Genomic DNA, 25944 nt, shown 5'->3' on the forward strand with positions numbered 1-25944 from the left:
TTCAATCTCTACTTAAGGGCTCTGACCCCTTAAGTACTGGCCACCGTGTCAGCCGGTCGTTTATCTGCGTAAGCCGCTCGGGCGGTATTTTGAATTTTTTGCGATCATAGGTGATAAGACCGTTTATCTCACTTTCGACATCCGTCGTCTGGGTATAGATCGCTCCGGCCAGACCGCGAGGCAACAGGCTTTCGATCAAGCCAAGTAAGTCCGCGTAAGCAGCCTCAAAATCCGCCTGACTGTCGAACGCCGAGTATCCCCAGCCCGCCTCAACGGCCAGATGACCATCAACAGGGTAGCCGAGGCCGCCAAACTCACCGTAGACCAGGGGCCGCCCGGGAATTTGCCTGGCAGGGAATTCTGCCTCGCGGCCATACATATGAAAGTCGCGTATATCGCCGGTACCTGTATCGGTCCAACCGCTGGGGCCGTCGACCAGCCGCGTCGGATCCAGTTCGCTCACCTCAGCAAGAATTTTATCGGTGTCGAACTGCCCCCAGGCCTCGTTGAAAGGTACCCACGCGACAATACTGGGAAAGGCCTGCAGCCCTGTTACCATCGATGACAGTTCCCGCCTGAAGTGATCCGCTGATTCAGGAGAACGCGCAAGGCTTACATTCCTTGAATCAAACAGCTGTGCCGAGAAAAAATCCCCTAACTGGTCGAATATCTGCGCAAATCTGCTGGAATCCCGGTCGCTGCCTGTAGGCATATCCTGCCAAACCAGTACGCCGAGGCGATCCGCGTGCCAGTACCAGCGTGCTGGCTCTACCTTTACATGCTTGCGAATGGTGTTGAAGCCCATTCGCTTCGTTGCCTCGATATCAAAGGCCAACGCCTCGTCCGTGGGCGCGGTGTAAAGCCCGTCCGGCCACCACCCCTGGTCCAGCAATCCTAGGTGGAAAACCGGACTGCCATTAAGCATCAGGCGCCAGGCTCCCTCGCTATCGCGGGCAACTGCAACCTCTCTGGCGCCGAAGTAGCTTTCCACTGTGTCGAGGAGTTTACCGTCTCTCCAAAGGCTTACCTGCAGATCGTAGAGAAAGGGATCGTCAGGTGACCAGGCTCGCAGGCCAGGCGGCGCCAGGCGCATTTGGATACCTTCTGCTTGCACAACATCACGTACGGTCATGACGACCTCTGCATCAGCCAGCACCTGAACCTCTACCTCGTCGCCGGGCCGGATATCGTTAGCCTCGATGGCCAGTGTTACAGCCCCCATCGTCAAGTTGGTATCAGTTACCGCTACTTTCTGGATGTGCTGTACAGGAACCGGCTCAAGCCAGACTGTTTGCCAAATGCCGCTAACCGCTGTGTAGCGAATACCATGGGGCACAAGGTGCTGCTTACCCACTGCGCCATTACCTTTGTTGGTCGGGTCCCACACGGCGACCACCAACTCCTGTGCATCGCCTTCGATTAGTGCCTGTGTTATATCAAATGAAAATGGATCAAAGCCCCCCTGGTGAACACCCATTTTTTGGCCATTGAGCCAGACCTCGGCCTCCCAGTCGACGGCACCAAAGTGCAGCATAAGTCGCTCATTACTATGGGATGGCGGCGCCTCGAATACACGCCGATACCAGAGTCTGTCTTGCGGCAACAACTTACGCTGCACACCCGAAAGGCGCGACTCGATGGCAAAGGGCACAACAATGGTCCCGTCATAATCAACCGGCACAGGCGCCTCGCGGGCTGTGATTGCATACTGCCAGGGGCCATTAAGGCTTTGCCAGCGATCACGACGCAATTGTGGGCGAGGATACTCTGGTAGCGGCGCCTCCTTATCGACTTTGTCGGTCCAGGGCGTGGATAGCGCCATAACCGTAACCGGTCGAGTGAATTTATAAAGCTGATAGCCTGCGGTCAAAGCTAACCCCGCGACAAAAATCAGCAGTACTAAGAGGGCTCTGGCCACAATTTTATTCATCTGCATATCCCAATGGATGAGTGCTACAGCGCTTTTCTGTACATAACGAAAGAGGTCCCTGAATGGGGCTCATGCAAAAGCGAAGCAACTACGCCATCAGTTTAGATGAGAAGTAGTTTACTTCGCCAGTCGGCCTGGTGTGACGGCGAAGGTACTGACAAGTGAATCTGCTTTCTCATGATCTGTACTTAAGGGCTCTGACCCCTTAAGTATGTTAAGTAGTAAAGGGCTCCGACCCCTTAAGTATGACCACTTAAGTAGTAAAGGGCTCTGACCCCTTAAGTAGATCCCTTAAGTAGTGTTTGCTGTTGCGCCAGGGCTCGGCCGCAGAGCCAGAAGTGCAATGAACCCCATAGGCCCACGAGCGTAAAGTAGGCAAGCGCCACGCTCAGGGCATCTTCGCCATAGCGAGGGCTGAGCAAATCGCTTAGCACACCCACCAGCAGCGGGCCCATACCCAGGCCGATGAGGTTGATGCACAGCATCTTGATGGCCGAGGAAACGGCGCGCATGTGCACCGGCGACAGGGTTTGCACCATGGCTATGGTTGGACCGAGAAAACAATTGCCGATCAAGCCTGGAATAATAAACAGCAGCATGGCCGTGGTCAGATTGTTAGCAAATAGACCCATAATAAAAAATGGTATGGAGACGAACGGAATAAGAGCAAGCATCCACAGGCCGTATTGGAAACCACGGATGGAAAGGCGATCAAACCACTTGCCGGCCAACAGCGCGCCGATCGCCCCTAATATGCCGAACACGCCTGCCATCATCATGCCGGTCTGGGATTGGCTGAGGTCGTGTGTTCTGATAAAGAAGGTCGGTAACCACTGGGTGAGGCCGTAAGACATCAGCCCTGCTACTGTCGAGCCCGCGATCAGGTGTCGCATCGCGGGGTTGGCCCACATATGGGCTGCGGTGGTGAGTATGGGTGGGGGCGGTGGAGGCGTCTCCGTTTCAAAGGCACCCCTGACAGGCTCTCGCAGTAATCTGGCCATACCCACTGCCAACAAAAGGCCAGGAACACCTACCGATACCATGGCGATTCGCCAGCCATAGGTTTCCGCAATAAGACCGCCGCCCATAAAACCCAGCATCATGCCAAAACTCCCGCCCAGCATTAACGTGGCCATGGCGAGCGCCCGACGCCGGGGCGGGAAGTAATCAGCGAGAATCGAGTGGCTGGCGGGGTTCACCCCAGCCTCACCAATTCCCACACCGATTCGAAATAGCAGTAGGCTAATAAAGCCGGCGGCCAGGCCGCTGAAGGCGGTCATCAGGGAGAAGATAATCAGGCTCGCGATAATGATCCACTTGCGGCTGTATTGATCAGACAACCGCGCAATAGGCAGTCCCATGGTGGCGTAAAACAGGGCGAATGAAATTCCACCTAACAACCCCAGCTGGGTATCGCTTAAGCCAAACTCTGCCTTTATATCCGGAAACAAGATCGACAGAATCATCCGGTCGCACATCGACAGGGTATAGGCCAGTACGAGTAGAGTCAGGGTGGTGCGGTAGCCGGCGATGGGTTGACTGGCTTTCTCAGCAGTCATGTCACCATCGTCTACTGCGTTGTAGAGTAGTTTCATGCCTTTTATGAAACTCATCGTGAATATCCTTGGTAAGTTTTAGTGCCTAATTTTTATTAGGCTGAAGTATAGTGTTCGATGAAATAAGTAGGGAATCATATCCGGCCAGGTTTTGATCTGCTTCCTTGATGACTGATTGCAGTTAGATTCACTGAGAGCGAGCGATGAGAGCAAATCGACTTCAGCGTGATCTTTTTACGCAGCTATTGTCCGAGTTAGAAAAGGTACGGGTTACCCCGGAACAATTGCTTACCCACGCCCACAAAAAGGGGATGTCGGACTCAGTTTCAGGTCAAAGTGAATTGGCAGGAGCTGATGCGTTAGTTCTGTTAGAGGCCGCGGTGGAGGCCACAGGTGATCCCGGCCTGCCACTACGACTTGGCCAGCGGGTTGGAATTGACAGTTATGGCACCTTTGGTTTTGCCCTGATGAGCTGTGCCAACCAAAGAGAATCTATCGAACTGTTGCTGCGCTATGGCAAAGTGTTTTTTGAGCCTACATGGGAGTCGCAGGAACATGATGGCGGACTATTGTTGCTAATGAGCATCACTCAAGGTACCCCGGCACAACAGCAGCTTGTTACTGAGCTGTGTTTTTCACAGTTAAGTTTTATTGGGCGCTCTCTTTTGCGGGCGCCCATACAGGGTGCAGAGGTACACTTTACATTTCCCAAACCTTCCAATGCTTCCATTTATCAGTCTATCCTTGACGCAAAAATAACCTTTGGGGCGCTGCGCAATCAGCTGTTTCTGCCAGCAAGCGTTCTCGATACGCCCGTTAAAACCGCCAATAAATCTGACCATGTGGTCTTTCATCAGCAATGCGAGGAAATGCTGCGCGGTCTCAACAGTGTCGAGCCAATCACCGCCGCCGTGCGGCAGTTGCTGATCCAATCCGCTGGTGACTTCCTCGATATTGCACAGGTGGCTGAGCGTCTGCACGTCAGTGAGCGTACCCTGAGGCGACGTCTGGAGGCCGAATCCACCAGTTTTAGAGCGACCTTTGAAGAAGTCAGGGATCTACTTGCTCGGGAGTATCTTGCAGAGACCGAGTTGACCGTTGCCGAAATAGCGCACTTGCTGGACTATAGCGAGACGGTAAATTTTCGCCGGGCGTTTGCGCGCTGGAACGGTGCAACGCCTAGTCAGTATCGCCAGCATCAAGTTGTGTAGCCCTGCCTCTTTTTAGAGAACCTGCCAAAGGTTCAAAAATCAAACGGCCGCTCCGGTAGTTCTCGTGACTGCTGCAAAGGGTTCCCGAACAGGCATCGTTCAACCAGGGCAGTATCAAAGAACGCATGGAGTTCCTTGACTTTGTCGTTCTCGAAACGAAATATCTCACAATACGTCTGGTAGTACATATCGCCCGATACCGTCGGGCCACCGCCCTGCATGATTCCGACCCCGCCCTCGTCATCCACGCACATGATCCGCCACTTCTGACTGAACCGTACTTCCTCGGGCACCAGCTGACCCAGCAGTTTTTTGTTGATCATTTCGCCCAGACATTCGTCCTTGCCTTCAAGCTTGCCGCTGACGGGAGTGCTACCTACCATGTAATAGACAACGTCATCGGCGTGCATGTCGCCTATTGTTTCCCAATCACCTGCAGCTAATGCCGTATACCATTGGGTTATTAGCTCTCGATTTCTTTCTGCTCCCACTGTCATTTCTCCTCAATGTATCTCATCAGGTTTTCATGAAAATGCCCCAGGCGACTCTCATCTTCGCCAAGCCGCAGAACATCGAAACTATCAGAACTCATTCCTGCCTGGACCAGCGGCAGCAGTGCTATATCCTGCTCCAGCACTTCATCAGAAGCGGGAAAACTACGTACCCCCCACTCCAGTACATCGCCAACGGTATCGACACCACCTTTGGCGATCTTGTAGGTAAAGGGTTCAATGTCTTCACCAGGTGCAAGCGGGGCAAACATGAGAAAATCAAAAAACATTCTCCCGGGGTCTCCACTCGGGTGGGGGCGGTAGCGCATAGCAACATGGAATTCAGCAAAACAGTTGAAATGGACGTTGGGAAATACCAGATAATGATAAGCGTCAGTAAGCTGACCGTCTTCAAGCGATTGGTAAGAGAAATGAGTGTCGTTCTGAAGTTTACGCTTGTGCTTCTGCACAGCTCCCCTGACGTCGAGACCCCGGCCATCGAACATCTCGGGGTCGATTCCCTGCCCGCGCAGGTATTCCTCAAGTTGTGCGCCAATCGTCTCTCGATCTTCCAAGGATGGACTGGGCACGCCATACTCATTGATCATCATACTATGCAGACCCAGTAGGGTTATCGGTGCATCTTCGTTTCCCCAGGGGAGCAACTGTCGGTGCAGCGCGGGGAAGTGGTAGCTTTCATTAAACGCATCAAGGCATGTCTTCCAATTACAGTCAAATTCAAACGTCTTGTAATCGATTAGCGTGGCTCTTTCAAACTGATAGCCGGCGAGTTTCTCGGGTATCTCACCGAGGAAATCCATCAGCGGTGCAGCGCCGGGGTTCAGGTTGAACCAGATCCATCCTCCCCATACATCAACTAGCAGAGGTGTCAGGTTAAGCTTTTCCAGTTCGTCGGGGTCGTCCAATTCCGCGAAGCGCTCCCGATGGGGAATATCGGTAACCGCTCCATCAAGGTCATACTTCCATCCATGGAAGGCACAGTAGAACGTTTTCATATTGCCGCTATAACGACGGCAAAGCACGTTCCCCCGGTGACGACAAACATTGAAAAATCCGCGTACCTCGCCTTGCTTGTTCAGCACAAATACCAGGCGCTCTTTACCCAGTGTATGGGTGACGTAGTCGCCCGGGTTGCGCAATTCATCTAGCCTGGGACCCATATTCCACACGCGGCCCCACAATCGTTGCCACTCCAGCTGCTGGAATTCATTACTCTTGTAACGATCTGCCGGTATCTCTGGCATGACTATCTTTCACCTCCCCAATGACTTGGATGACAACTCAACTCGCCAGTAACTATACGTGAGCTTACGCCGACTTTGGGCTATTTAACTCACTGGGCGTTGCCCCTGCAAAGGCTATTGTTGCCAGTATTGCTAATCGCCTTTACTGAGTCTGTCCCCGCTATCTTCCATTGCTCAGACGGGCGATGCTGCAAATTCCTGCCAAGAAGGTTAGCACCGCGCCGATGACAGCGGGTGAGCTGTCACTGCCGTGGCCTGTAGCGAGTAGGGCCGCTACCAGAGCGGCGCCCAGCGCCTGACCCGCGAGCCTATTTGTAGAGATCAAGCCTCCAGCCGAAGCTGCTCGAGCAATGGGCGCCGCAGAAATAACCAGCTTCGCATTGGGCGACAAAAATAGACCGTAACCAGCGCCACACACCGCCATGCGCCAAGCAATATCTATCTGCGTTGCACCCTCCGGTATTAGGGCGAGTAAAAGCATTCCCGCGGTTGCGATTGCCATGCCAATGCCGCCCAGAATGCCCGGGTGATAGCGATCAGATAGCATGCCGGCAAGAGGTGCAGTCACCATCATCGCCAGTGGAAAGGGTGCAATAGCTGCACCCACTTCGCTGGGCAAGAAGCCAAAATGTTCCTGCAGTCGAAAGGGCAGTGAGAGAATAAACGTCATTGAGCCGATAAATGCGAATTGTGCCCCCACTATAGACAGAGCCACCACGCGATCGGCCAAGAGGTCTACCGGCAGAATAGGCAAAGCCTGGGTCAGTTCGCGGCGCACAAAAACAACGGTGGCAAGTGCGCCCAATATGAGTACCGTCAGGGACGTAGGCAGGTGATCCCCCCGGGCCAAGGCCAGCAGCCCGGAAATTGTCAGTCCGAATGCCAGTGCACATAACAAAGCCCCTAATGGGCTTATTGGCTGGTCATGACCCTCCACATCAGGCAGGGCGCGTTGACCCACGACCAGTGCGAGTAAACCCAGCGGAACGGTAGCGACAAAGATCCAGTGCCAGTCCACCACGGAGACGATGTATCCGCCAAGAATGGGAGCCACGGCTGCCGCGCTTGCCACTATGATGGTGTTAAAGCCCAGGCCACGCCCTAATTGATTGAATGGATAAATGGCACGTACCAGCGCACTGCCAACACTGAGCGCTGCGGCGGCCCCAAGCGCCTGCAGCGCGCGAGCCGCAAGCAGCAGAGGTAAGTTGGGTGCCAGAAAGCACAGCAGCGCAGAGCCAATAAAGACACACAGACCCAGTTGGTACATTTTGCGTAAGCCGATACGACTGCCCAGCGCCGACAGGGGCAGCAGCGTCATCACCAAAACCAGCTGGTAAACACTGACAATCATAATCGCAGAGGACGAATCAATATTCATCTCGCGTGCAATCGTCGGCAGTGCGACATTAGGCAGAGCGCCATCCATTACCATTAGCGCTGTGCCGCAGGAAATTGCGAATATCGCCAGGTAGCGCTTGGGTTTGTCTAGCCCGTCCATAGTGTCTGTCTGTAATGCCTAAGGGGAAATCTGCTGATCGTGAATGGTTGCGCGAGATTGTACCCCGAAGCGTGGCGCCTGCTCGTATATTTAGAAGCTACGAGTCCCTTTTCTTTTAATCAATTGATAGGCGCCTGTAATGCATCAAATTGGACAGTTGTTACCCCTGAACTACTGCAGCTGGTAGGATACGCGCCATGAAAGAACCCCTGTTATGGTTTGTGCTGATCGGCATATTGCTATTCGCTGTCGATCGGTCAAGAGCGCCTGATGCAATCATCGTCAACACGGCGGTGAAGAGCCAGATTGCCACACTCTGGGAAACCCAGACGGGTACAAAACCTGGTGATGAAGCACTCGATTCGCTGGTGCACGACTGGGTGCGCGAGGAGGTGTTTTACCGGGAGGCGCTGAGGCTGGGTCTGGATCGGGAAGATACTATTGTTCGCAAACGCCTGGTACAGAAACTCGGATTTCTCGCGCGGTCGGTCGACGAAGACTCTATCACTGCTGAAGATATTCAGGCGTATTACAAGGTAAACATCGCCGACTACACTCTGCCGGTTCGATATTCGCTGTCGCAAGTCTATTTCAAAAATGCTGCGCAGTACGACGCATTAATGCAGCTGCTGAATGCTGGTGACAACTGGATGGAGGTGGGCGACGGCACAATGCTGCCGCTCCGTCTCGTGAAAAAAACTGAACGTGAGATCAAGTCGACTTTGGGTATCGAGTTTGCCGCTCAATTAGCCGGTTTGCGTCAGGGTGTATGGGTTGGACCCGTCACCAGCAGTTTTGGATTCCATATAGTCAGACTGGATGAACTGACACCCCAGACTCAGCGGCCGTTGGCACTCATAGAGAATCAGCTGATTGCGGAACTGTTACAGCAACGCCGGGAACAATCCCTCGATGACTATTACCAGGAACTAATGGATCAGTATGAAGTGGTGTACGAGTAGCCTTCTCTTTGTCGCTGCGTTGCTGCTCACCCAGACGTCCTGGGCCCATGAAATGCGCCCGGCGATATTGACGGTCAAACAGAGCGATGACTTCACCTACCAGGCGCTGTTCAAGCAACCCCAGGTTCAGGGCCGCTTTCTTGATCTGTCTGTCATAACCAATTGCGACAGCACACTCGTAAAATCCACCACCAATGCCAGTGCACTGGAGGAGACTTTTTCTCTGACCTGCGACGATGCTCTGGCAACTATTGAAGTTGTCGGTCTCGAAAGAACCTTGATTGATACGATTATCACTGTCGAAGACCGCAGTGGATCAACCGAAAACTACCTCGTCAACGGACGTGTGCCCAAAGTTAATCTTGGAGGCGGCACCGCCACGCCCGTCTATCTCATACTGGGCGTCGAGCATTTGTTCTTTGGTATCGACCATGTGTTGTTCGTGCTGCTGCTTGTTTATCTGGTGAGCGGATGGAGGAATCTGATCAAAGTGGTGACGAGTTTTACCGTAGCCCACTCCATCACGCTGGGCTTATCGGCATTCAACATCCTCTCCGTGTCACAACAACCTGTCGAAGCATTAATAGCGTTGAGTATCGTGCTACTGGCGGCGGAAGCGCTGCGCGGGGAAGAGGGGCTTATTTATCGCAAACCCTGGCTGATCACGTTCGCCTTCGGGCTTCTGCACGGGCTTGGTTTTGCGGGTGCACTGGCGGAGATAGGGCTACCGCAGGCAGGCGCCGCGATGGCGCTGTTGCTATTCAATGTCGGTATTGAAATCGGGCAACTGGCGATTATTGCAGCTGCCCTGGCGCTGACCTTTCTTGTTAGCAGGGCCGGATTACGGCCCACCGGTGCGATAATCGCTTTGCCGGTCTACCTTATCGGGGGCGTGTCTTTTTTCTGGTTTATCGACCGCAGCTTACAGGTTCTTGTCTGAACGACTCTTCAAATCGAGCCAGTTGGGGCTGAAAGAAACGCGCGGTTTTGATTCTGGCTATGTTCTGCTGACGCAATTAGTCGGCTGTATCGGTAAGCCCTTCGTCTAAATCCAGTACAGACGGCATCGCTGTCGAGGTCCAAAAATAACATAGCGCCGCAATGGTGGCTGCCGTGCCGCAAACCGCCATCAAAGCGTGGTTTAAGGACTTTGTTCCATAGGTGGGGGCCAACATGTCACTTAATAGACCGATCAGTAACGGGCCTATGGCCATACCGATCATAGTGGTAATCAGTAAGGTAAATGAGGTTCCCAGCGCTCGCTCTCCTGAGCCCACTGAAGATTGCAACATAGACATACTTGCGCCTTGGGGAATCATGAAAATCGCATAGGTCAGTGCAAAAAATCCGAGAAATTCCTCGAGGCTGTCGGCAGACAAACAGAACCAAAAGGCACTGACAGAACACACGATAGCGATAGCGGGTATCCATGCGCGCCAGCGTTCATCGCGCTTAACCATGTGGTCAGTCAAGTAGCCGCCGATTAATGGGCCAGGTATACCGCCGAGAATATAGGTTGTTCCCAGGTATAGGCCTACCTTGCCTAAAGATACATCAAAATTGCGCAGCATAATGGGCGCTAACCAAAGGGCCATCGCATAACCGACCATCGTCAGCATCGCAAAAGAAATACTAACGCGCACATAGACCTTATTGCCTGCTAAGGATTTTAAGGTACGCTTTAAGTCAGTGGCCTGCTTAGCGGATTCAACCCCCGCATCATAGCGACCTCGTTGCGGTTCCTTTACGGTGAAATACAGCAGAACTCCCAGCAGTATGCCAGGCACACCAAGCACGAAAAATGTCATGCGCCATCCCAGCCATTCGCCCAGTAAGCCGCCTATAATCAAACCTCCACCGGTGCCCAGTACTGCACCTGTAACATACACGCCCATGGCTCGCGCGCGCTCACTCGGCTTAAAATAATCGGCGATTATTGAATAGCTTGGAGGGCTGCCACCGGCCTCTCCAATACCGACTCCGAGTCGAGCGAGGAAGAGGCTCACAAAGCCAGTAGCTGCTCCGCATAGGGCTGTCATGCCACTCCAGATAATCAACGCGGTGGCTAGAATATTTTTCCGGTTAGAGACATCTGCCCAGCGTGCAATAGGGATACTCATAAGCGCATAAAATAACGCGAAGGCCAAGCCCGCGAGAACCCCGAGTTGAGTGTCCGTCAGCGTGAATTCAGCCTTAATATCTTCCAGCAAGATCGACAGTATCAAGCGATCCATAATGTTGATCATTGACACAATGGTCAAAATGATCAGTACGTAATATCGATAGTACTTGCCCATCTTTTGTTCCTGGTTTATCTCATTATATTTATATATCCCAATAGGTATTTGATTGCGCCTTGTATGCGCAAAAAGTACCAACCGCTGGGTGTGGCGGCTGTAAAATGACCAGCGCAGCAGTATACATTCTATTGAGGTTTATGCCGGTATAATCTTTGCGAACCGTGTCGGCATTGCCGCAAGCGGAGAACTCTGCCTTTGATACAGGCCAGCCATTTTCAGAAGCGCCTTGCAATATCATGGCACGCACAATCGATCAGCTGGTGATGGCTACAGAGTCAACTGAAGTATACTATCTGGGGAATGCCCAGAAGGAATACAGTGATGTTACGAAAATTGAGTTTGGCGGCGGTGATTGTTGCGGCGATGATTGTTGCGGCGCCATTGGCGGCTAGTGCTGACGAAAGCGCGGGTACTATTTATACGGCGGTAGATTATCCAACCCAAGTGCTCTGGGGTGACACGCATTTGCACACCACCAACTCACTGGATGCAAGGATTCTAGGGGTGACACTCAACGTAGCTGACTCTTACGAATTTGCACGTGGCGATGAGGTGGTGACCAGCAGTGGGCACAAGGCCCGCCTGTCACGGCCGCTGGATTTTCTGGTGGTATCTGACCATTCTGACGCCATGGGCGTTGTTGACAGGTTGATCAGTGGCAGCCCTAAACTAATGGCAAGTCCGGAGCTACAAGAGATGCGATCTGATCTTATCTCAGGTGGGGCTGGCACACTAAGAGCAATAGGCGCGATAACCGCTGTGCTGATCGATGAAAATTACTCGGGCCCGCTGCTGAATCAGGAAGTCATGCGATCAGTCTGGGATGACTATTTGGAGACGGCTGATCGTTACAACGAACCAGGGCGATTTACCGCCATGATTGGTTACGAATGGACGCCTACCCAGAGCGGCGACAAACTTCATCGCAACGTGCTCTACAGAGGTGATGCTGAAAGCGCTAGTCAAATGATGCCTTTTACGGCTAATAAGAGCATAAACCCGCAAGACCTTTGGAAGTGGATGCAACGCTACGAAGACAAGACCGGCGACAAGGTTCTTGCACTAGCGCACAACGGTAACCTGTCAAACGGCAAGATGTTTCCGGTAGAAACGAACCCCAATACGGGTTTTGCTATCGATGCGGAATATGTTCGCGCACGCGCTCGCTGGGAGCCACTCTTTGAAGTCACACAAATAAAGGGCGACAGTGAGTCTCACCCGGCGCTGTCACCGGAAGACGAGTTTGCCGATTTTGAAACCTGGGACCGCGGTAATGCCAGCCTGGCAATTCGCAAGACGCCTGAAATGTTGCCGTACGAGTACGCCAGAGAAGCGTTGAAGAATGGTCTTAAGCTGGAAAGACAGCTGGGCGAAAACCCTTATCAGTTTGGCATGGTCGGATCTACAGATAGCCATACAGGCCTTTCGACGGCAGATGAGAATTATTTTTTTGGCAAGTTCACCCATGAAGAACCCGTCGCGGATCGAATGAATGAACCCATGGTTGACAACGGCATGCCCGATGGTTGGAAAACCTGGGAAATGAGCTCCTCGGGTTATGCAGGCGTGTGGGCAAAAGAAAATACTCGCGCGGCAATATGGGATGCCATGCAGCGGCGTGAAGTGTATGCGACTACAGGACCGCGTATGACGGTTCGCTTTTTTGGTGGTTGGGAGTTCTCAGAGGATGATGCCAGTTTTCAGAAGCTGGCTTCCAGCGGTTACGCCCGCGGTGTTCCCATGGGTGGGACATTGCAAGCCAGCCAAGATATGGGCGCGCCAAAGTTCCTGGTCGGTGCGATGAAAGACCCGCTTAGTGGTCATCTGGACCGCATACAGATCGTCAAGGGGTGGTTGGATGCGGAAGGTGTGACCCATGAAAAGATCTTTAATGTAGCCTGGAGCGACCCTGATCAGAGAAAGATGCTGCAAGATGGTCGCCTGCCCCCAGTAGGCAATACGGTTAACGTGGCAGACGCTACCTGGCTTAACACCATTGGTGATGCTGAACTTGTGGGCTATTGGCAGGACCCGGAATTCGATGCATCACAGCCAGGGGTCTACTACTTGCGCGTGCTCGAGATACCGACCCCTCGCTGGACGGCCTATGACGCCAAGCAGTTCGGCGACACGCCGGCGGCAGGTACCGAGATGACGCTTCAGGAGCGAGCCTATACTTCTCCAATCTGGTACTCGCCTGACGCCAAGTAGCCCGTGTATAGCTATTCGGGGCGCCACTGTGCCGACAATGGCTTACCCGTCGAATTGGCTCGTCATGGGTTATTCACAACAATGTCGTCACTGTCTATGGGCAGCTCAAACCACATGAGGTCTTCTGCGAGCAGGAAGTTGTCCGGTATCCCGCGCTTGAAGATTTCTTTAAGTACTGAGTTTGGAGGGACTGGCACCAGGTGATAGAAGGCCACCATGTCTACGTCCGATTGCTTGCCGAGTTCAATCAGGGAATCGGTGGAAGCGTGGTAATCCATAACGTCAGCAACGATCTTGGACTGCCGTGTTTGGCCCGCTGCCCCCAATGCCTTGGACAGAGCGGTTACCGTTGGCAGTGACAGGGCGTCGTGCAGCAATAAATCAGCCCCTTCGACAATCTTCAGTGTTGCGCCGTTCACGTTGCTGTCGCCTGAAATAACAACACTGCGGCCGCGGTAGTCAAATCGATAGCCCACGGCAGGATGAATGGGTGGATGCTCAGCAACATAGGCGCTTATCTTGAGGTCTCCATCTTCAAGAATGACACCAGGAGCGATTGTCTTGTGCGCCAGTACACCCAGTGCCGGTACCAGCAAGTCTTCACCGTGATGACCGGTGCGATACATTCGATCCTGCCGGTAACTGGCATTGACGCCGTTCGTTACTTCATCAACACCCTTTGGACCAAAGATCGTCAAGGGGTGTGGTCTGCCCCGTACCCAGGAGGCCAGGTTCACTTCATAGATTTCTGCGATGTGGTCCGAGTGGAAATGTGTGAGCAGTAGGCCCTGCAAACGGTCAGTGGGCAGCCCCAGGCGATTAATGTTGTCGGTAGAGCCGGCGCCGGAGTCGATCAGGTAGAAGTGCTCCGGCGTTATGACGGCGATACAGGCCTGCGCCTGACCCATCCCCAGCGGCGATGCGCTGCCACACACATAGACCCTGAGGCTTTCTGATTCTGCCAGAGGTACGGCGCCGCGTTTGGCGATAGCCTCCGTGCCGCGTTCCAGTAACCTATCCTGTACTGCTGGTAGGGTGAGCAAAAAGCGGCCAATGCCGACCATAACCAGTAGTCCGAGCAGCAGTACTAGTATTTTCTTCATGTCTTTGGCTCCGTATGATTGCGATGTTTTGTCTGCGTGGCTGCAAGTGAAGCGCCTATTATTTCACTCACCTGAACTCTAGTTCATCATCCTTTAAGCTGCCGTAACCCAGACTGAAAAAATCCCGAATGTAGTCCTGATAGACCCGCCAGGGGAAACGATCCCCTTGCTTGGGGAACTGCTCCCGTGAACGCAGTACGTAACCTGCCTCAAAATCCATTAGAGGCGTATCGACAATTCCCGCTTTGACGCGGGGGGTGACGCTTTCATAGCCAGTGCGCTGCATACGGTTCAGCAGTCGACACATGTAGTTACTGGTGAGATCTGCCTTGAGGGTCCAGGAAGAGTTGGTATAGCCGACGACAAAGCCCAGGTTTGGTATGTCAGAGAACATCATGCCGCGATACACATAGTGCTGCGAGAAATCTATGGTTTCACCGCCAACGCTGTACTGCACGCCGCCGCCAAACTTAAGGTTGAGGCCCGTGGCCAGGATAATCAAGTCGGCGTCCAGTTGCTGGCCTGATTGCAGGCGAATGCCATCGCTATTGAAGTTCTCGATGTGGTCGGTGACTACGTCGGCGCGACCCTCGCGAATAGCCTTGAACATATCACCCTCGGGGACGGCACACAGGCGTTGGTCCCAAGGGTTATAGCTGGGTGTGAAGTGCTTGGCGACATCGTAGTCGGGCCCAAGCTCCTCGCGTACCTTGTTGAGTAAAAAATGACGCAGTTGCTTCGGCTTTCTGCGTGAGAGCTGGTAGATGTATCTTTGGAATAGCACGCGTTTCCAGCGGGTCAGTCGGAACACCAGAGAAACCGGCAGCCACTTGCGCAGCATTTCTGCCATGGCGTCACGCTCGGGTACATTGGCGATATAGGTGGGCGAGCGTTGCAGCATGGTCATACTGCGTGTCTCTTGAGACATCTCCGGTATCAGGGTAACGGCGGTGGCGCCGCTTCCAATAACAACCACCCGCTTGTCTTTATAGTCCAGGTCTTCGGGCCAGTGCTGGGTGTGAATGACTTCTCCCTTGAAATTATCGCGCCCGGCAAACTCGGGAGTGTAGCCTTTGTCGTAGTCGTAATAACCGCTGCAGCTTAGAATGAAAAGACAACTAATAGTGATGCTCTCGCCGGTGTCGCCTCGTGTTGCCGTGACATGCCAGCGCTTTTTTTCATTGGACCAGTCAGCCGTTACCACTTCGTGTTGATAGCGAATATGCCGCTCCACGTCGTACTCTTTGGCGGCCTCACGAATGTAGTCGAGGATCGAGCTGCCGTGGGCAATGGCCGACTTATGTTGCCAGGGTTTAAAACCGTAGCTCAAGGTATACATATCGCTGTCGGAGCGGATGCCGGGGTAGCGGAACAAATCCCAGGTACCGCCGCTGACGGCGCGTGATTCAAAAATGGCAAAGCTGCGCTTGGGACTGTTACGGCGCAGCTGGCAGGCGCCGCCGATGCCCGACAGGCCTGCTCCAATAATGAGAACGTCTACTGATTCATGGCTACTACTGTTCATATATATCTCAATCTACAAAGTTGTTGTTTTCACTCAACGCGCTATACCAGATAGGTGACGACCAGGCGCGCTCTTGAATAGTGGCTGGCAAGTCTGAGCGCGGTGCTTCACCCGCGCGCAGAGCGTCCCAGGTGGACCAGCGGCAGACCGGGTTTTCCAGTACGCGTACGTAGTAAAAAGCTTCTTGTCCCGGGATGAAGTCGGGGTCTTGCCACAGAGTTTTAAGTTCGCTGGCGCCAACATTAGCTGTGATGGAGCAGTCATCCAGATCAACGCGTGCGCCGTTGTCAGGGCACCGATGCGTTTGCGGGTCTACGCTCATGTCATCAGAGCAAGCTGCATCATAGACTCGCTCCTGGTGCTCACCGTTCTCGAGCCAGCCTTTGATAATTTGCACGCGCTGGAGTTGGGCTGTGTTTGGGTCGGCTACCGCCCAGGTTAAGAAGGTGGGTTGGCGATCACCGTTAGCTTGCAAGGTGCCTCCCATAGTGGTGCCGCTTTGGTAGGCGCCTTTAACGAGATCCAGGCTATTCAACTGCGCATCGGCGAAGTCATAGCCAGCAAAGAAGCGCACTTTTATCCGCGTACCGCTGGTGGCGAAGGTTTCCTTACGGCGCAATGCATCATAAATGGCTTCGCGGGTATTTTCTTCTGCCCATACCCCGGCAATACCGGAAGCGCCCCAGTACTTGTAGCCAGAGAAATTAAGATAGTTTTCGCCGTCTACCTTCTCGACCATTTCGGATGCGGCGAGTTTGACCAGCGTACCGTAGAGAAAGCTCGCCGGTATAGAGCCACGCTTTTCCGGGGAGCTGTCAAATGAGCCAATTTTTCCGAAGTAGTTGTCTTCCGCCAGTGAGGCCGCCCCTGTATGGGTATCACTCGAACCGATCACGCCAAATTTGTAGGGGTTTCCGGCATCGCGTTCTTCAATAGCTAACCCGCGTTGCCAGGCATTGCGTACATAGCTGCCCGGTGGGTCACTGGGTATTCTGGTGGAGGTGCGCAGGGGGAAGATTTCGAAATTGGCCCACTCGTCATTCTTTGACAGTAGCGGGTGGGTGTCTGATGTGCCTTTGACCTGTGTGATTTCTACCAGCGGCTCATTGCGCAAGCGTTGGTCAGCGTACTCCTGATCAATGGCGTTGCCGGCCCAGTCGGTAAACATAAACATCGCGCCGTTGGAGCCATTGCTATTGTGCGGTATCGCCAGGCTTTCTATATCTTGCTGACGCAGCGTGTCCATCCAGTCCCACAAGCCTTCTGGATTAAGGCTATTGAAGCGTGAAAAAGGCAGGGCGGGTAAGCGTTCGGTGCCGCGAAAAATAACGTTGCGATGCAGGCTTTCGCGCGCTGCGGTAGATGATGTGAATTCATACGCGGCAAAGGTGGTGAATGTGCCGGGTACGTAGGCCGCATTGGCAGCTTCAACGGTTTGTGACCAGGCCGATTTGCTGACATTGTTGACCGCCGCGTTGTCGATCACGCCGTCGAGCAGGCTGATCACCACATCGCTCACAAACCCGTAAAACACTTTGCTTCTTTTTGACAGGTCCAACAGGCCGCCATCTACCGACTCATTGATGTTGTGATAGGGCTTGGCAAAATCGTATTGTGAAATAGACGTGCTGGTATCTGCTGCTTCGTTGATCAGACCAAGAAAAACCGCGTGATCGGTAACCGCATAAAAATCCAGCGGTTGTGCCAGCTGTACCTCAAAGCCGCTGGGATGCGTGATGGCCTCACCTTGCGCGTAGCGGTAGGCGTCGGCTGGTGAAGCGGTTGTGCCAAAGGCAGAGGCATCAAATGAGAGTGTTGTATGCACGTGCAGGTCGCCAAAATACGCATTGCGGTCAGGGTTGGGCAAGGGTCGACCAGAATCGGGTGCAGGCGCTGACGGGAACGCTATGATTTCATCACTCGCCGGGATTATCGTATTGGTTGTGCGAAAGTATTCTTGTGCCTGCTCGCGCTTATCGGATTCTGATAGGTCGCCGGAGCAGGCGGCTGTGAGTGCTATGGCAATGCTCAGTGCAGTACGAAAAATCATAGGTTTATCTCTTTTTGTTAAGCCGTGACTATCTTCAACAGTAGTGGAGATAGGAATGCTAATCTTCCATTAAAGTTCTTGTTCGAAGCCTGTCCCTGCGCCACAGAACCGAACGCTGAAACATCAATGAATAATTTGGCTGTATGGGTTTAAACGGTATGTTCTGCCTGTCCAGCCAACGTGTTAATTCAGCACGCTGCTCCGCAGCAGCTTTTTCTATGGGTGCCAGTACCCGCTCGTACATCCATTGGCTGTAGGGTGTGCACAATCGCTTGCCCTCGGCATCATTCATCCGATAATCGGCTTTGCCAATAAAGCGGGGCAGCGTGTCCGCCTCAGGGTTTTTGTTTATCCAGTCTGCTGTTTTATCCATTAACTGATGAATATGATGCAGTTGATCCCGGCACTGCCATTGCAGAATCGGCACCAGAGTTTCGGGGATATTATCGCCGGGCAGCCAGTCGGCAATGTGCTGCGGGGTTTCATCCATACGTTCGAGCCAGGCCAGTAAATGTTTCCGGGGCTGTATCAAATGCTTTTTGGGGTAGGGGTCCAGCGCCAAGTGGGCATGCAATGGGCCGTACAAGGAAAAATCCCCGTAACAAGGTCGCCCTCCTAACAAATAGTCATACTGAGAAAAATGACAATCCAACTGATCCAGTAATTGCAGCGCCCATGCCTCTAGTGCTGACGTATTCGTCTTATTAATACCCAGCATAAATCGAGGGACGTTGCCGTATTTCAAAGCAGGTACGACGCCACCCAGGAACCGCGCCGCTTTTGGCCAATGTGCTTTGCGGGTTTGGCCAAAGGCATTAAGGATATATATCAGATTGAATCTTTTGAAATTCCAACGGTAATGCATCGCCGGAAAGACAAGCCATTCGTCACCCAGTAGCTCAAACAGGGAAGACACCACTTGCTGCTTTAGACCGGGTGGCGTAATCGAGCGATCTTTATGAGCAGACTCCAGTTCATCCAGGATAATACTGCTGTCCTGAATACAATCTCCCTGGGGTGTGGTTAAAACCGGAACAACACGCCAGCCACCGGTGGCCGGCTTAATAATGTTTTTGGCGACCTTGTCAGATGCCCGAATCTCGGAAAAATGTAAGCCCTTATAAAGCAAGTAGGAACGAACTTTAACGGTGTAATAAGAGACAGGTGACCCATATAAGTAATAGCCATTATCTGCTTGATGGGTTGAATTCATACCAAAACGTTACTTAATCAGCGCGGGGTCAAGCCAGATGGGGCTGGTCCAGGCACGCTCTCGTATGGTTGGCGGTGCCCGTGGGTCGGGTTCGCGCCCCAGGCGGATAGCGTCATAACTTGACCAGCGGCAGGTCGGGTTCATCAGCACACGAACATAATAGAAGGCACTTTGCGCCGGATCGTAGTCGGGGTCATGCCAGACGGTTTTCAGCTCATCGGCGCCGGAGCCCTGACTAAAGCTGCAGGTTTTGAGATCAACAGTGGCACCATTGTCCGGGCAGCGGCCTGTTGCAGGGTCGGCCGTTAGCCCATCGGCGCAGGCAATATCAACCACCTTTTCCTGAGTTAGTCCTTGCGCATCGATCCAGCCCTTGATCATTTGCACTCGCTGCAGTGGCGCATCGATGGGGTCGCGGGTGGCCCAGACAAAAAAGCCGGGTGAACTCTCTTGTGTTGCATCCGGGCGCAGTACGCCGCCCATGGGTACGCCACTGGCCATCAAAGACTGCACTGCATCGGTGTCCTGCTTCACTGCCTGATCAATGTCCCAGCCTGCATAAAGGCGCACGGCCATGCGTGGGCCGGACGTGGCGTAGGTTTCGCGGCGGGCAAGGGCATCAAAAATTGCTTCGCGGGTATTCTCGGGTGCCCAGACTGCGGCGATGCCGCCCGAGGTATGGAACTTGATACTGGATTTATAGGCGGCTGTTTCCTCACTCTGCCTCAGGCGCCGAAACGCAGAGGACGTGACTGATCCCGCAGCACCGGGGAAGTCCCATTCCTCCACATCACCCGGGTTGGAATTATGGCTGTCGGTAGCGGCGATAAAGCCGACTTGTAGCGGGTTAAACCCCAGCTCCTGCTCCAGCTCCAGTCCGACCTTAAGACCCTGGCGGACAAACCCTGTCTGGAAGGCACAACCGGTTGTTTCACCCGGCTGGCAGGGGTCAAACACTTGTTCAAAGGCGCATTCTTCATCGGTAGCGCCAACCCCCAGAGCACATTCCTGAGCGCCCTTGATCTGGAATATCTCCGTCAGCGGCTCGCGCTTCTGGCGCAAGCGCCAGTCTGCTTCGTTATATTCCTGCCCATCCCAGGTGAAGCGCGAATAGGTTAACCCCCATGCTTTGTTGGGGTTGTGCGGTATGGTCAGGAAGTCGCAATCCTCGCCACAATTGGCTTCAAGTCCCTTCCACAGTTCAATGGCGTTTGGCACATCCAGACTTGAAAGTGCGCGTTCAGGAACCGTGTTGGAGCGGAAAATAACATTGCGGTGGTGCTTGCCCTGGTCGGGCAGCGTGGGCGAAAACTCATAGGCAATCAGTGTGGTTAACTCTCCTGGTTCATAATATTGGTTTGCCAGATCAATATAGCGACCCCAATCGTTGTTGGCGTTTTTATAGCATCGTTCGAGCGCGCCATCGCCAAATTTGCAGGTAGGGAAAGAGCCGGGTGGAAGGGGTTGGCGGGTCGTCTGTTGATAAACGCCGGCGGGTTTTGATGGGTCACCGGGGCCTGCGGTGCCGCGCAAGCCATCAACCAGTACTTTAAACACCATGGGGTTGGGAAGGTTTACCAACCAGCAAGCGGCGCGTTCGCGCAGAGACAGGTCTGGCTCATTGCAATGGGTGCGAGTGCCGAAGCCTTCCGCATGATCGGTGATCGCCACAAAGTCGAGCGGGCGGGTGAGCTGCATAAGTTCGCCACCGGGTGTGTTGAGTGGCTCGCCTTTGGCGAATCGATAGGCGTCTTCAATGCCCAGCGTGTTACCAAACAGGGTTGCATCAAAACTTTCGGCAGTGTGTAGATGCAATTCGCCCCAATACAGGTTCATCGCAGGATTGGGTGCGGGCTGAAAAATCGGTGCTTGTGCTGCAGGCAGCGCTAACCTGCTGTCGTCTTGTAAGGCATAGTCGCGGGCGGCGGTCTCCGGACCAAATTTGTCGGCCGAGTCCTGAATGGGCAGGACGAATTTCACGCTGACAAAGCCGACGACCGCGAGGAGCAGGACAACAATGCCTAAGCCGATTTTCTTGAGCATACTTTGCTTCCCGTGTTGTCTTTATAGGGGCCTTAGCCCCTGATAATGCTATCTAATGGCTTTCACGCAGAATGCCGTCACAAGTTATCACCTTAGAAACGATAACGCGCCTGCACAGCGATTGAGCGAGGCCTTTGTGGCAGGCCAAAATAGCTGTTGGAGTTGGTGATAGGGACATCGTTTTTCCAGACATAGGTTTTTTCGTCGGTGAGGTTCTTGCCGATCAGTGCCACAGACCAGTTGCGGTCCATGTTGCTCAACGCGATGCGCGCATTAATGATGGTTGCAGCGTCGTGATTGGTGTTCGGGTCCAGGTCCAACGCTGAGTAAAACTCATCCTCGTAATTGATGTCCAGGTTACCCGCCAGCAGTAGATTCTCACTCAGAGGCATCGCGTAGCGGGCGCTCAGGGTGGCGCTCCATTCCGGAGCAAACAGCAGTGTCTCGTCGGTTAGATCCTGACCGCCAGACTCTCGCCCTGTAATATTACTGCCATCTTCTCTCAGACAGCCGGGGTTGTTATCTGGATCGGTGGTTTGTGGGATGGTGCAGGTGGCACCGGTGAAATCCTCATAGTAAGCATCCAGGTAAGCAGCGGCAGCGCTGAGGGTAAAACGTTCAGTGACTCTCCAGCGGCCGTCCACTTCCACGCCCTGGCTGATGGATTCGCCAGCATTGCCGACACGGAATACATCGCCCACCAGAGAGCTGGTTTGCAGATTTTCGTACTCCATTCGGAACAGGGCTATGTTCAATTCCGCCGCCCCATCCAGCAGGCCCATCTTGGCGCCAATTTCATAGGCGAGAACTTCCTCTGGTTCGTATTCGAGTACGGAGGGATCGTTACCCGGTACCGACTCACCTGTCAGCTCACCTGAAAGGTTCGCCAGACGAATCTCGTAGCCGGCGCCGCTGTAGGCCTCGTCATAGCCGCCGCCCTTGAAACCGGTACTGATGCTGGCGTAAAGCATAGCGTCATCGGTGGCATCCCACTGCACGCTGCCGGAGAAGGTCCACTTGTCTTCGTCACGACTTAGGTCGGTAAACGAGTGCTGCCTCACGTCAGCAATCAATTGACCGTTGAGTGGGTTGGCGAGAAAGGTGTTGTTGCCCAGCCGGATTTGCAAGCCGTCGGCATAGCGTTCTTTGTCCAGGTCTTTGGTTTCCTTGTTATAGCGCAGTCCTAGTGAAAGCCGCAGCGTTTCGGTGGCGTTCCAGGTGCCCTGACCGAAGATGGCCCAGCTTTTGGATTCTTGGTCGAAGGTGCTGGGTACGCCAGGTTCGTCAGCGTAAAGGGCGCCGGCCACGCTGAGCGGACCGGAGAGAGCGAAATCGATGGCGTCGACCCGCTGGCTGATATTCACTTCACTTTGCTGGTAGTAGGCGCCGGCAATCCAGTCGATGGTCTCGCCGCCGGGTGATACGAAGCGAATTTCCTGGCTGAACTGCTCGTAGTCCTCAAACTTCGTCCGGTGCAGTGCTGCTACTGCCGCCATATCTGTGTTGCCAGCTGATTCATAGTCATAGGCAGAGTAGGAGGATATGGAGGTCAATGTAGCGAAGTCTAACTCCCAATCTACCGTGACGGCTAATACGTCGGTCCTGTTGTCACTAGTGCCATCAACATCGCCGGCACCATCATCCCGGTCAGAAACCACAGGGAAGGGGACACTGCCGAAAGCGTTCTGCTGGCCTTCAAAATCAGACTGGTATACCACGGTAGGTCGAGAGCCACGGTCGAAGTCACCGTACTCGTATTTGGCGTGGATCTCCAGCGTATCGCTGGCCCGCCAGAGGACGCTGCCGCGGGCATACAGGTTTTGTTGATTGGGCCCCTCGGCGCCGGTGATGGTGTTTTTCCACCAGCCCTCCATCTCATCGTAGCGCACCGCCAGTCTGCCCGACAGGCTATCGGTGAGCGGGCCCGACAGGACCAGATTGTACTGCTGCTCGCCATGGTCGGGCTCATACAGCGCTTCTACCATACCCTCAAATTCATCGGTCGGTTTGGCGGTGGTGATATTCACCGCACCGGCCACGGTATTCTTGCCAAACAGAATGCCCTGCGGCCCTTTCAGAATTTCGACCCGTTCCAGGTCCATGGTGGTAGGAACCGATGCCAATAGCCCACGCCCGGCATACACCCCATCGATGTACATTCCCACGGACTGCTCGAAACCGGCATTAGTGCCCGAGCCGACGCCGCGAATGAATAGGTTTGGCGTGCCGGCGCCGTTGTTAATGGTCACATTGGGTATGTACTGGGTCAGCTCCTCCAGACCGGTGATGCCAATATCGTCGATTTTCTCACCGCTAACAGCGGCGATGGAAATCGGCACATCCTGCAGGTTCTGGACCCGCTTCTGGGCGGTAACGATGACTTCCTCCAATACCGCGCTCTGGGCCAGTGTGCCAGTGCCGTATAAAGCCAGCGCTAGTGCAGATGTTAGGGGTCTGATTTTTATCATTGTGAGCCACCGTTATAGTTTTTATTCGACAGCCTGAACTATAGTGCGGTGCAAGGTAGATAAAGGAATCATATTCGGCCAAATTCCTGATCTTGCTGCAGGCTATATATGAAAAGGGGTCTGAAAAGGGGTCATGAAAAGGGGTCAGAGCCCTTTATGGTAAAAACGCGAGTGGCGGGGAGGGGGAAAAGGGGTCAGAGCCCTTATTGTGAAAGAACATTGATCATAAAGGGCTCTGACCCCTTATTGCGCTGACCCCTTATTGCGGCCCCCTTATTGCGTGACCCCTTATTGCGCGAGGGCTAAACGTTGTACAGTTTCTGACAGGCTTGCCTAGTGTGCGGGTTGATCTGGCGGCGGTCGGCGCTGGTATAACAGATTAGGAGAAAAACTATGCAAGCAATACTTATAGACGGAGCTAAGCAGTCCATAGAGCTTATCGATGCGACACAGGACGACCTGCCAGGTCTGATCGGGTTCGATACTATGATTGACGACGACATTGGTGAGGGTCACTGCGTGTTCTTTGATGAGGACTGTTTTATTCGGGGTACGCCGGGGCGCTTTCGTATCGACGCGTTGGCACCGATTGCCGGGCGTGCGGTTATTCTGGCGGTAGATGCAGGCGGTACACCCGCCGCATGCCAGTTGAGCGTTGACGCAGTGACGACGCGCGTTGCGTTTCAGTAACGGATTGTTTTGCACGCCAATCCCACAATAATAGCTGCAATGCCGCCTGCGACTACGCTGCCGGTGGCGGTGCAACGCGATCTGCGCTCAGATCACGCCGGCGAAACCGGGGCGGTGTTTATCTACCGCGGTATTTTGCACTGTACCCGGGACAGCGTCTTGAGGGAGTTTGCTACGGAGCACCTGGCCACTGAGGAGCGTCACCTGGCATTTTTTGAGCACTGGTTGCCGCCGGCGCTGAAAAGCCGGTTGCTCCCTCTGTGGAAGGTAGGCGGTTGGTCGTTGGGTGCATTGGCACTGCTAGGCGGCAGGCGCGGCGTGTTCCTTACCATTGAAGCCGTCGAGACCTTTGTTGTGGCTCATTATCGGGAGCAGCTGCCGCGATTGCGTGCAGCAGGGCAGGAGGCATTGGTAACAACGGTGTGCGGCTTTATGGATGACGAGGCAGCGCATCGAGATGATGCGGCCTCGCGTCGGGTTGCTGGTCCCTATGTTCGCTTGGGCCGGTTCTGGTGCGCATTGGTGGGGTCAGGCTCTGCTGCGGCGGTAGCTGCTGCCAGAAGGCTGTGAGATGGGGGTGCTGTTGTGCAATCGACCGCTGTTCAGCTAGACGCGCTTAAGCTAAGGCAGGGCGTGGGTGCGGATCTGCAGACGATTAACGCTCTTATCGCATCGGCTATTGGCACATGGCAGGTGACTGAACGGGTTCAGCGCCAGTCCCTGCGAGTGCATGTGTATGACGAAGTGGATCTGTTGCATCTTGATACTGTAGTAGCGGTGGCGGCGCCAGCGGGGCTGGAGCAGCTTTCCAGCGGCGAACAAATTGTTGGTGTTGCGACTCTGGAGCCCGCTGCGGCCGCAGAGGTGCCCGCGCAACAGCGGGGTTTGCTGTTGCATGGGCTCTACGTACATAAGGATTACCACGGTTTGGGTGTCGGTAGCGCGTTGTTAGCCTGTGCCGCCGACAAGGCCCGCCAAGGCGGTTATGCGGGGGTGTTGGTGAAAGCCGCGGCAGATTCGATCCGTTTCTTCGGCCACAAGGGGCTGCAGGCTGTGCCGGTCGCTGACCCCCAGCGCGATTACCCGCATCGTTTCTGGTTAGCGCTTCACGGCTAAACGTGCCCTTAACATTGCGGGGTCACGTTACGTTGCGGAGTCAGGCCTGACAGTTTTCATCTTCACAGGCTCAGTCTGCTGGAATGAGAACAAAGGAAAAAGGGGTCAGAGCCCTTTATGCGCATTGTTCTTTGTTCTTTCGAAAAAGGGCTCTGACCCCTTATCGTATTTGTTCTTTCGAAAAAGGGCTCTGCTTGGATTCAAGAATCAAGTGCAACACGTATCAACCCTCCGTCCATTTCACGCTCCATTAGTTCTTGCGGTGTTTTAAACCCAAACCGCTTGCGAGGTCGCGTATTCAGAAGCCAA

General features: G+C 53.9%; 19 protein-coding genes. 7 read left to right on the forward strand and 12 right to left on the reverse strand.

What is annotated here, in order from left to right:
- Position 1 precedes the first annotated feature (1 nt).
- Both EYC98_RS18850 and EYC98_RS18855 read right to left on the reverse strand, forming a co-directional pair.
- Positions 2-1930 (reverse strand): glycoside hydrolase family 2 protein, encoded by a 1929-nt coding sequence (locus tag EYC98_RS18850; RefSeq protein WP_279246945.1) that lies wholly within the window; start codon positions 1928-1930, stop codon positions 2-4.
- 278 nt (positions 1931-2208) lie between these two features.
- Positions 2209-3543: a spinster family MFS transporter gene (locus EYC98_RS18855; protein WP_279246946.1), complete on the reverse strand. Its 1335-nt coding sequence runs from the start codon at positions 3541-3543 to the stop codon at positions 2209-2211.
- A gap of 146 nt (positions 3544-3689) precedes the next feature.
- On the opposite strand from EYC98_RS18855, the gene EYC98_RS18860 reads away from it, so the two are divergent.
- The gene (locus tag EYC98_RS18860; protein ID WP_279246947.1) at positions 3690-4697 is read left to right on the forward strand and encodes an AraC family transcriptional regulator; all 1008 of its coding nucleotides are present in this window, start codon (positions 3690-3692) and stop codon (positions 4695-4697) included.
- A gap of 32 nt (positions 4698-4729) precedes the next feature.
- Here the strand turns inward: EYC98_RS18860 and EYC98_RS18865 are convergent, their stop codons facing one another.
- The 3 genes from EYC98_RS18865 to EYC98_RS18875 all read right to left on the reverse strand — a co-directional run bounded on the left by EYC98_RS18865 (position 4730) and on the right by EYC98_RS18875 (position 7954).
- Positions 4730-5188 (reverse strand): nuclear transport factor 2 family protein, encoded by a 459-nt coding sequence (locus EYC98_RS18865; RefSeq protein ID WP_279246948.1) that lies wholly within the window; start codon positions 5186-5188, stop codon positions 4730-4732.
- Between the two features lie 2 nt (positions 5189-5190).
- Positions 5191-6453 (reverse strand): aromatic ring-hydroxylating oxygenase subunit alpha, encoded by a 1263-nt coding sequence (locus EYC98_RS18870; RefSeq protein WP_279246949.1) that lies wholly within the window; start codon positions 6451-6453, stop codon positions 5191-5193.
- A 160-nt stretch (positions 6454-6613) separates the two neighbouring features.
- The gene (locus tag EYC98_RS18875) at positions 6614-7954 is read right to left on the reverse strand and encodes an MFS transporter (protein ID WP_279246950.1); all 1341 of its coding nucleotides are present in this window, start codon (positions 7952-7954) and stop codon (positions 6614-6616) included.
- Between the two features lie 197 nt (positions 7955-8151).
- Here EYC98_RS18875 and EYC98_RS18880 point away from each other — a divergent pair, with 197 nt between their 5' ends.
- Positions 8152-8916: a peptidylprolyl isomerase gene (locus EYC98_RS18880; protein WP_279246951.1), complete on the forward strand. Its 765-nt coding sequence runs from the start codon at positions 8152-8154 to the stop codon at positions 8914-8916.
- Between the two features lie 19 nt (positions 8917-8935).
- Positions 8936-9856: a HupE/UreJ family protein gene (locus tag EYC98_RS18885; protein WP_279246952.1), complete on the forward strand. Its 921-nt coding sequence runs from the start codon at positions 8936-8938 to the stop codon at positions 9854-9856.
- Between the two features lie 76 nt (positions 9857-9932).
- On the opposite strand, the gene EYC98_RS18890 is transcribed toward EYC98_RS18885, so the two are convergent.
- Positions 9933-11213, reverse strand: coding sequence for a spinster family MFS transporter (locus EYC98_RS18890; RefSeq protein WP_279246953.1), 1281 nt, complete (start codon positions 11211-11213; stop codon positions 9933-9935).
- A 324-nt stretch (positions 11214-11537) separates the two neighbouring features.
- Between EYC98_RS18890 and EYC98_RS18895 the strand changes: the two genes are divergently transcribed.
- Positions 11538-13427, forward strand: a complete 1890-nt coding sequence (locus EYC98_RS18895; RefSeq protein ID WP_279246954.1) for a DUF3604 domain-containing protein — start codon at positions 11538-11540, stop codon at positions 13425-13427.
- 62 nt (positions 13428-13489) lie between these two features.
- Here EYC98_RS18895 and EYC98_RS18900 read toward each other — a convergent pair whose 3' ends face one another.
- The 6 genes from EYC98_RS18900 to EYC98_RS18925 all read right to left on the reverse strand — a co-directional run bounded on the left by EYC98_RS18900 (position 13490) and on the right by EYC98_RS18925 (position 23829).
- On the reverse strand, positions 13490-14530 hold the full coding sequence (locus EYC98_RS18900) for an MBL fold metallo-hydrolase (RefSeq protein WP_279246955.1): 1041 nt from the start codon (positions 14528-14530) through the stop codon (positions 13490-13492).
- 67 nt (positions 14531-14597) lie between these two features.
- Positions 14598-16055 carry a flavin-containing monooxygenase gene (locus EYC98_RS18905; protein WP_279246956.1) on the reverse strand — a complete coding sequence of 486 codons (1458 nt, stop codon included), beginning with the start codon at positions 16053-16055 and terminating at the stop codon, positions 14598-14600.
- 7 nt (positions 16056-16062) lie between these two features.
- Positions 16063-18105: a DUF3604 domain-containing protein gene (locus EYC98_RS18910; RefSeq protein ID WP_279246957.1), complete on the reverse strand. Its 2043-nt coding sequence runs from the start codon at positions 18103-18105 to the stop codon at positions 16063-16065.
- Between the two features lie 58 nt (positions 18106-18163).
- Entirely contained in the window at positions 18164-19318 is a 1155-nt protein-coding gene (locus EYC98_RS18915) for a glutathione S-transferase family protein (protein ID WP_279246958.1), read from the reverse strand.
- A gap of 9 nt (positions 19319-19327) precedes the next feature.
- On the reverse strand, positions 19328-21361 hold the full coding sequence (locus EYC98_RS18920; RefSeq protein ID WP_279246959.1) for a DUF3604 domain-containing protein: 2034 nt from the start codon (positions 21359-21361) through the stop codon (positions 19328-19330).
- 92 nt (positions 21362-21453) lie between these two features.
- Positions 21454-23829: a TonB-dependent receptor gene (locus tag EYC98_RS18925; RefSeq protein WP_279246960.1), complete on the reverse strand. Its 2376-nt coding sequence runs from the start codon at positions 23827-23829 to the stop codon at positions 21454-21456.
- 393 nt (positions 23830-24222) lie between these two features.
- On the opposite strand from EYC98_RS18925, the gene EYC98_RS18930 reads away from it, so the two are divergent.
- Genes EYC98_RS18930 through EYC98_RS18940 form a run of 3 tightly spaced genes read left to right on the forward strand, consistent with a single transcriptional unit; the run spans position 24223 to position 25635 of the window.
- Positions 24223-24519 (forward strand): hypothetical protein, encoded by a 297-nt coding sequence (locus EYC98_RS18930; RefSeq protein ID WP_279246961.1) that lies wholly within the window; start codon positions 24223-24225, stop codon positions 24517-24519.
- A gap of 39 nt (positions 24520-24558) precedes the next feature.
- Entirely contained in the window at positions 24559-25089 is a 531-nt protein-coding gene (locus EYC98_RS18935; protein ID WP_279246962.1) for a demethoxyubiquinone hydroxylase family protein, read from the forward strand.
- Between the two features lie 15 nt (positions 25090-25104).
- Entirely contained in the window at positions 25105-25635 is a 531-nt protein-coding gene (locus EYC98_RS18940; RefSeq protein ID WP_279246963.1) for a GNAT family N-acetyltransferase, read from the forward strand.
- Positions 25636-25944: the final 309 nt, after the last annotated feature.

Source organism: Candidatus Litorirhabdus singularis (assembly GCF_026262625.1).
GTDB classification, from domain to species: Bacteria; Pseudomonadota; Gammaproteobacteria; order Pseudomonadales; family Halieaceae; genus Litorirhabdus; species Litorirhabdus singularis.

Excerpts from the sequence above, each read along its gene's own strand:
- EYC98_RS18880 (WP_279246951.1), top strand. The coding sequence starts at position 8,152 with ATGAAAGAACCCCTGTTATGGTTTGTGCTGATCGGCATATTGCTATTC.
- EYC98_RS18895 (WP_279246954.1), top strand. The coding sequence starts at position 11,538 with ATGTTACGAAAATTGAGTTTGGCGGCGGTGATTGTTGCGGCGATGATT.
- EYC98_RS18900 (WP_279246955.1), bottom strand. The coding sequence starts at position 14,530 with ATGAAGAAAATACTAGTACTGCTGCTCGGACTACTGGTTATGGTCGGC.
- EYC98_RS18935 (WP_279246962.1), top strand. The coding sequence starts at position 24,559 with ATGCCGCCTGCGACTACGCTGCCGGTGGCGGTGCAACGCGATCTGCGC.
- EYC98_RS18855 (WP_279246946.1), bottom strand. The coding sequence starts at position 3,543 with ATGAGTTTCATAAAAGGCATGAAACTACTCTACAACGCAGTAGACGAT.
- EYC98_RS18915 (WP_279246958.1), bottom strand. The coding sequence starts at position 19,318 with ATGAATTCAACCCATCAAGCAGATAATGGCTATTACTTATATGGGTCA.
- EYC98_RS18910 (WP_279246957.1), bottom strand. The coding sequence starts at position 18,105 with ATGATTTTTCGTACTGCACTGAGCATTGCCATAGCACTCACAGCCGCC.
- EYC98_RS18905 (WP_279246956.1), bottom strand. The coding sequence starts at position 16,055 with ATGAACAGTAGTAGCCATGAATCAGTAGACGTTCTCATTATTGGAGCA.
- EYC98_RS18920 (WP_279246959.1), bottom strand. The coding sequence starts at position 21,361 with ATGCTCAAGAAAATCGGCTTAGGCATTGTTGTCCTGCTCCTCGCGGTC.
- EYC98_RS18870 (WP_279246949.1), bottom strand. The coding sequence starts at position 6,453 with ATGCCAGAGATACCGGCAGATCGTTACAAGAGTAATGAATTCCAGCAG.
- EYC98_RS18860 (WP_279246947.1), top strand. The coding sequence starts at position 3,690 with ATGAGAGCAAATCGACTTCAGCGTGATCTTTTTACGCAGCTATTGTCC.
- EYC98_RS18925 (WP_279246960.1), bottom strand. The coding sequence starts at position 23,829 with ATGATAAAAATCAGACCCCTAACATCTGCACTAGCGCTGGCTTTATAC.
- EYC98_RS18850 (WP_279246945.1), bottom strand. The coding sequence starts at position 1,930 with ATGAATAAAATTGTGGCCAGAGCCCTCTTAGTACTGCTGATTTTTGTC.
- EYC98_RS18890 (WP_279246953.1), bottom strand. The coding sequence starts at position 11,213 with ATGGGCAAGTACTATCGATATTACGTACTGATCATTTTGACCATTGTG.
- EYC98_RS18875 (WP_279246950.1), bottom strand. The coding sequence starts at position 7,954 with ATGGACGGGCTAGACAAACCCAAGCGCTACCTGGCGATATTCGCAATT.
- EYC98_RS18930 (WP_279246961.1), top strand. The coding sequence starts at position 24,223 with ATGCAAGCAATACTTATAGACGGAGCTAAGCAGTCCATAGAGCTTATC.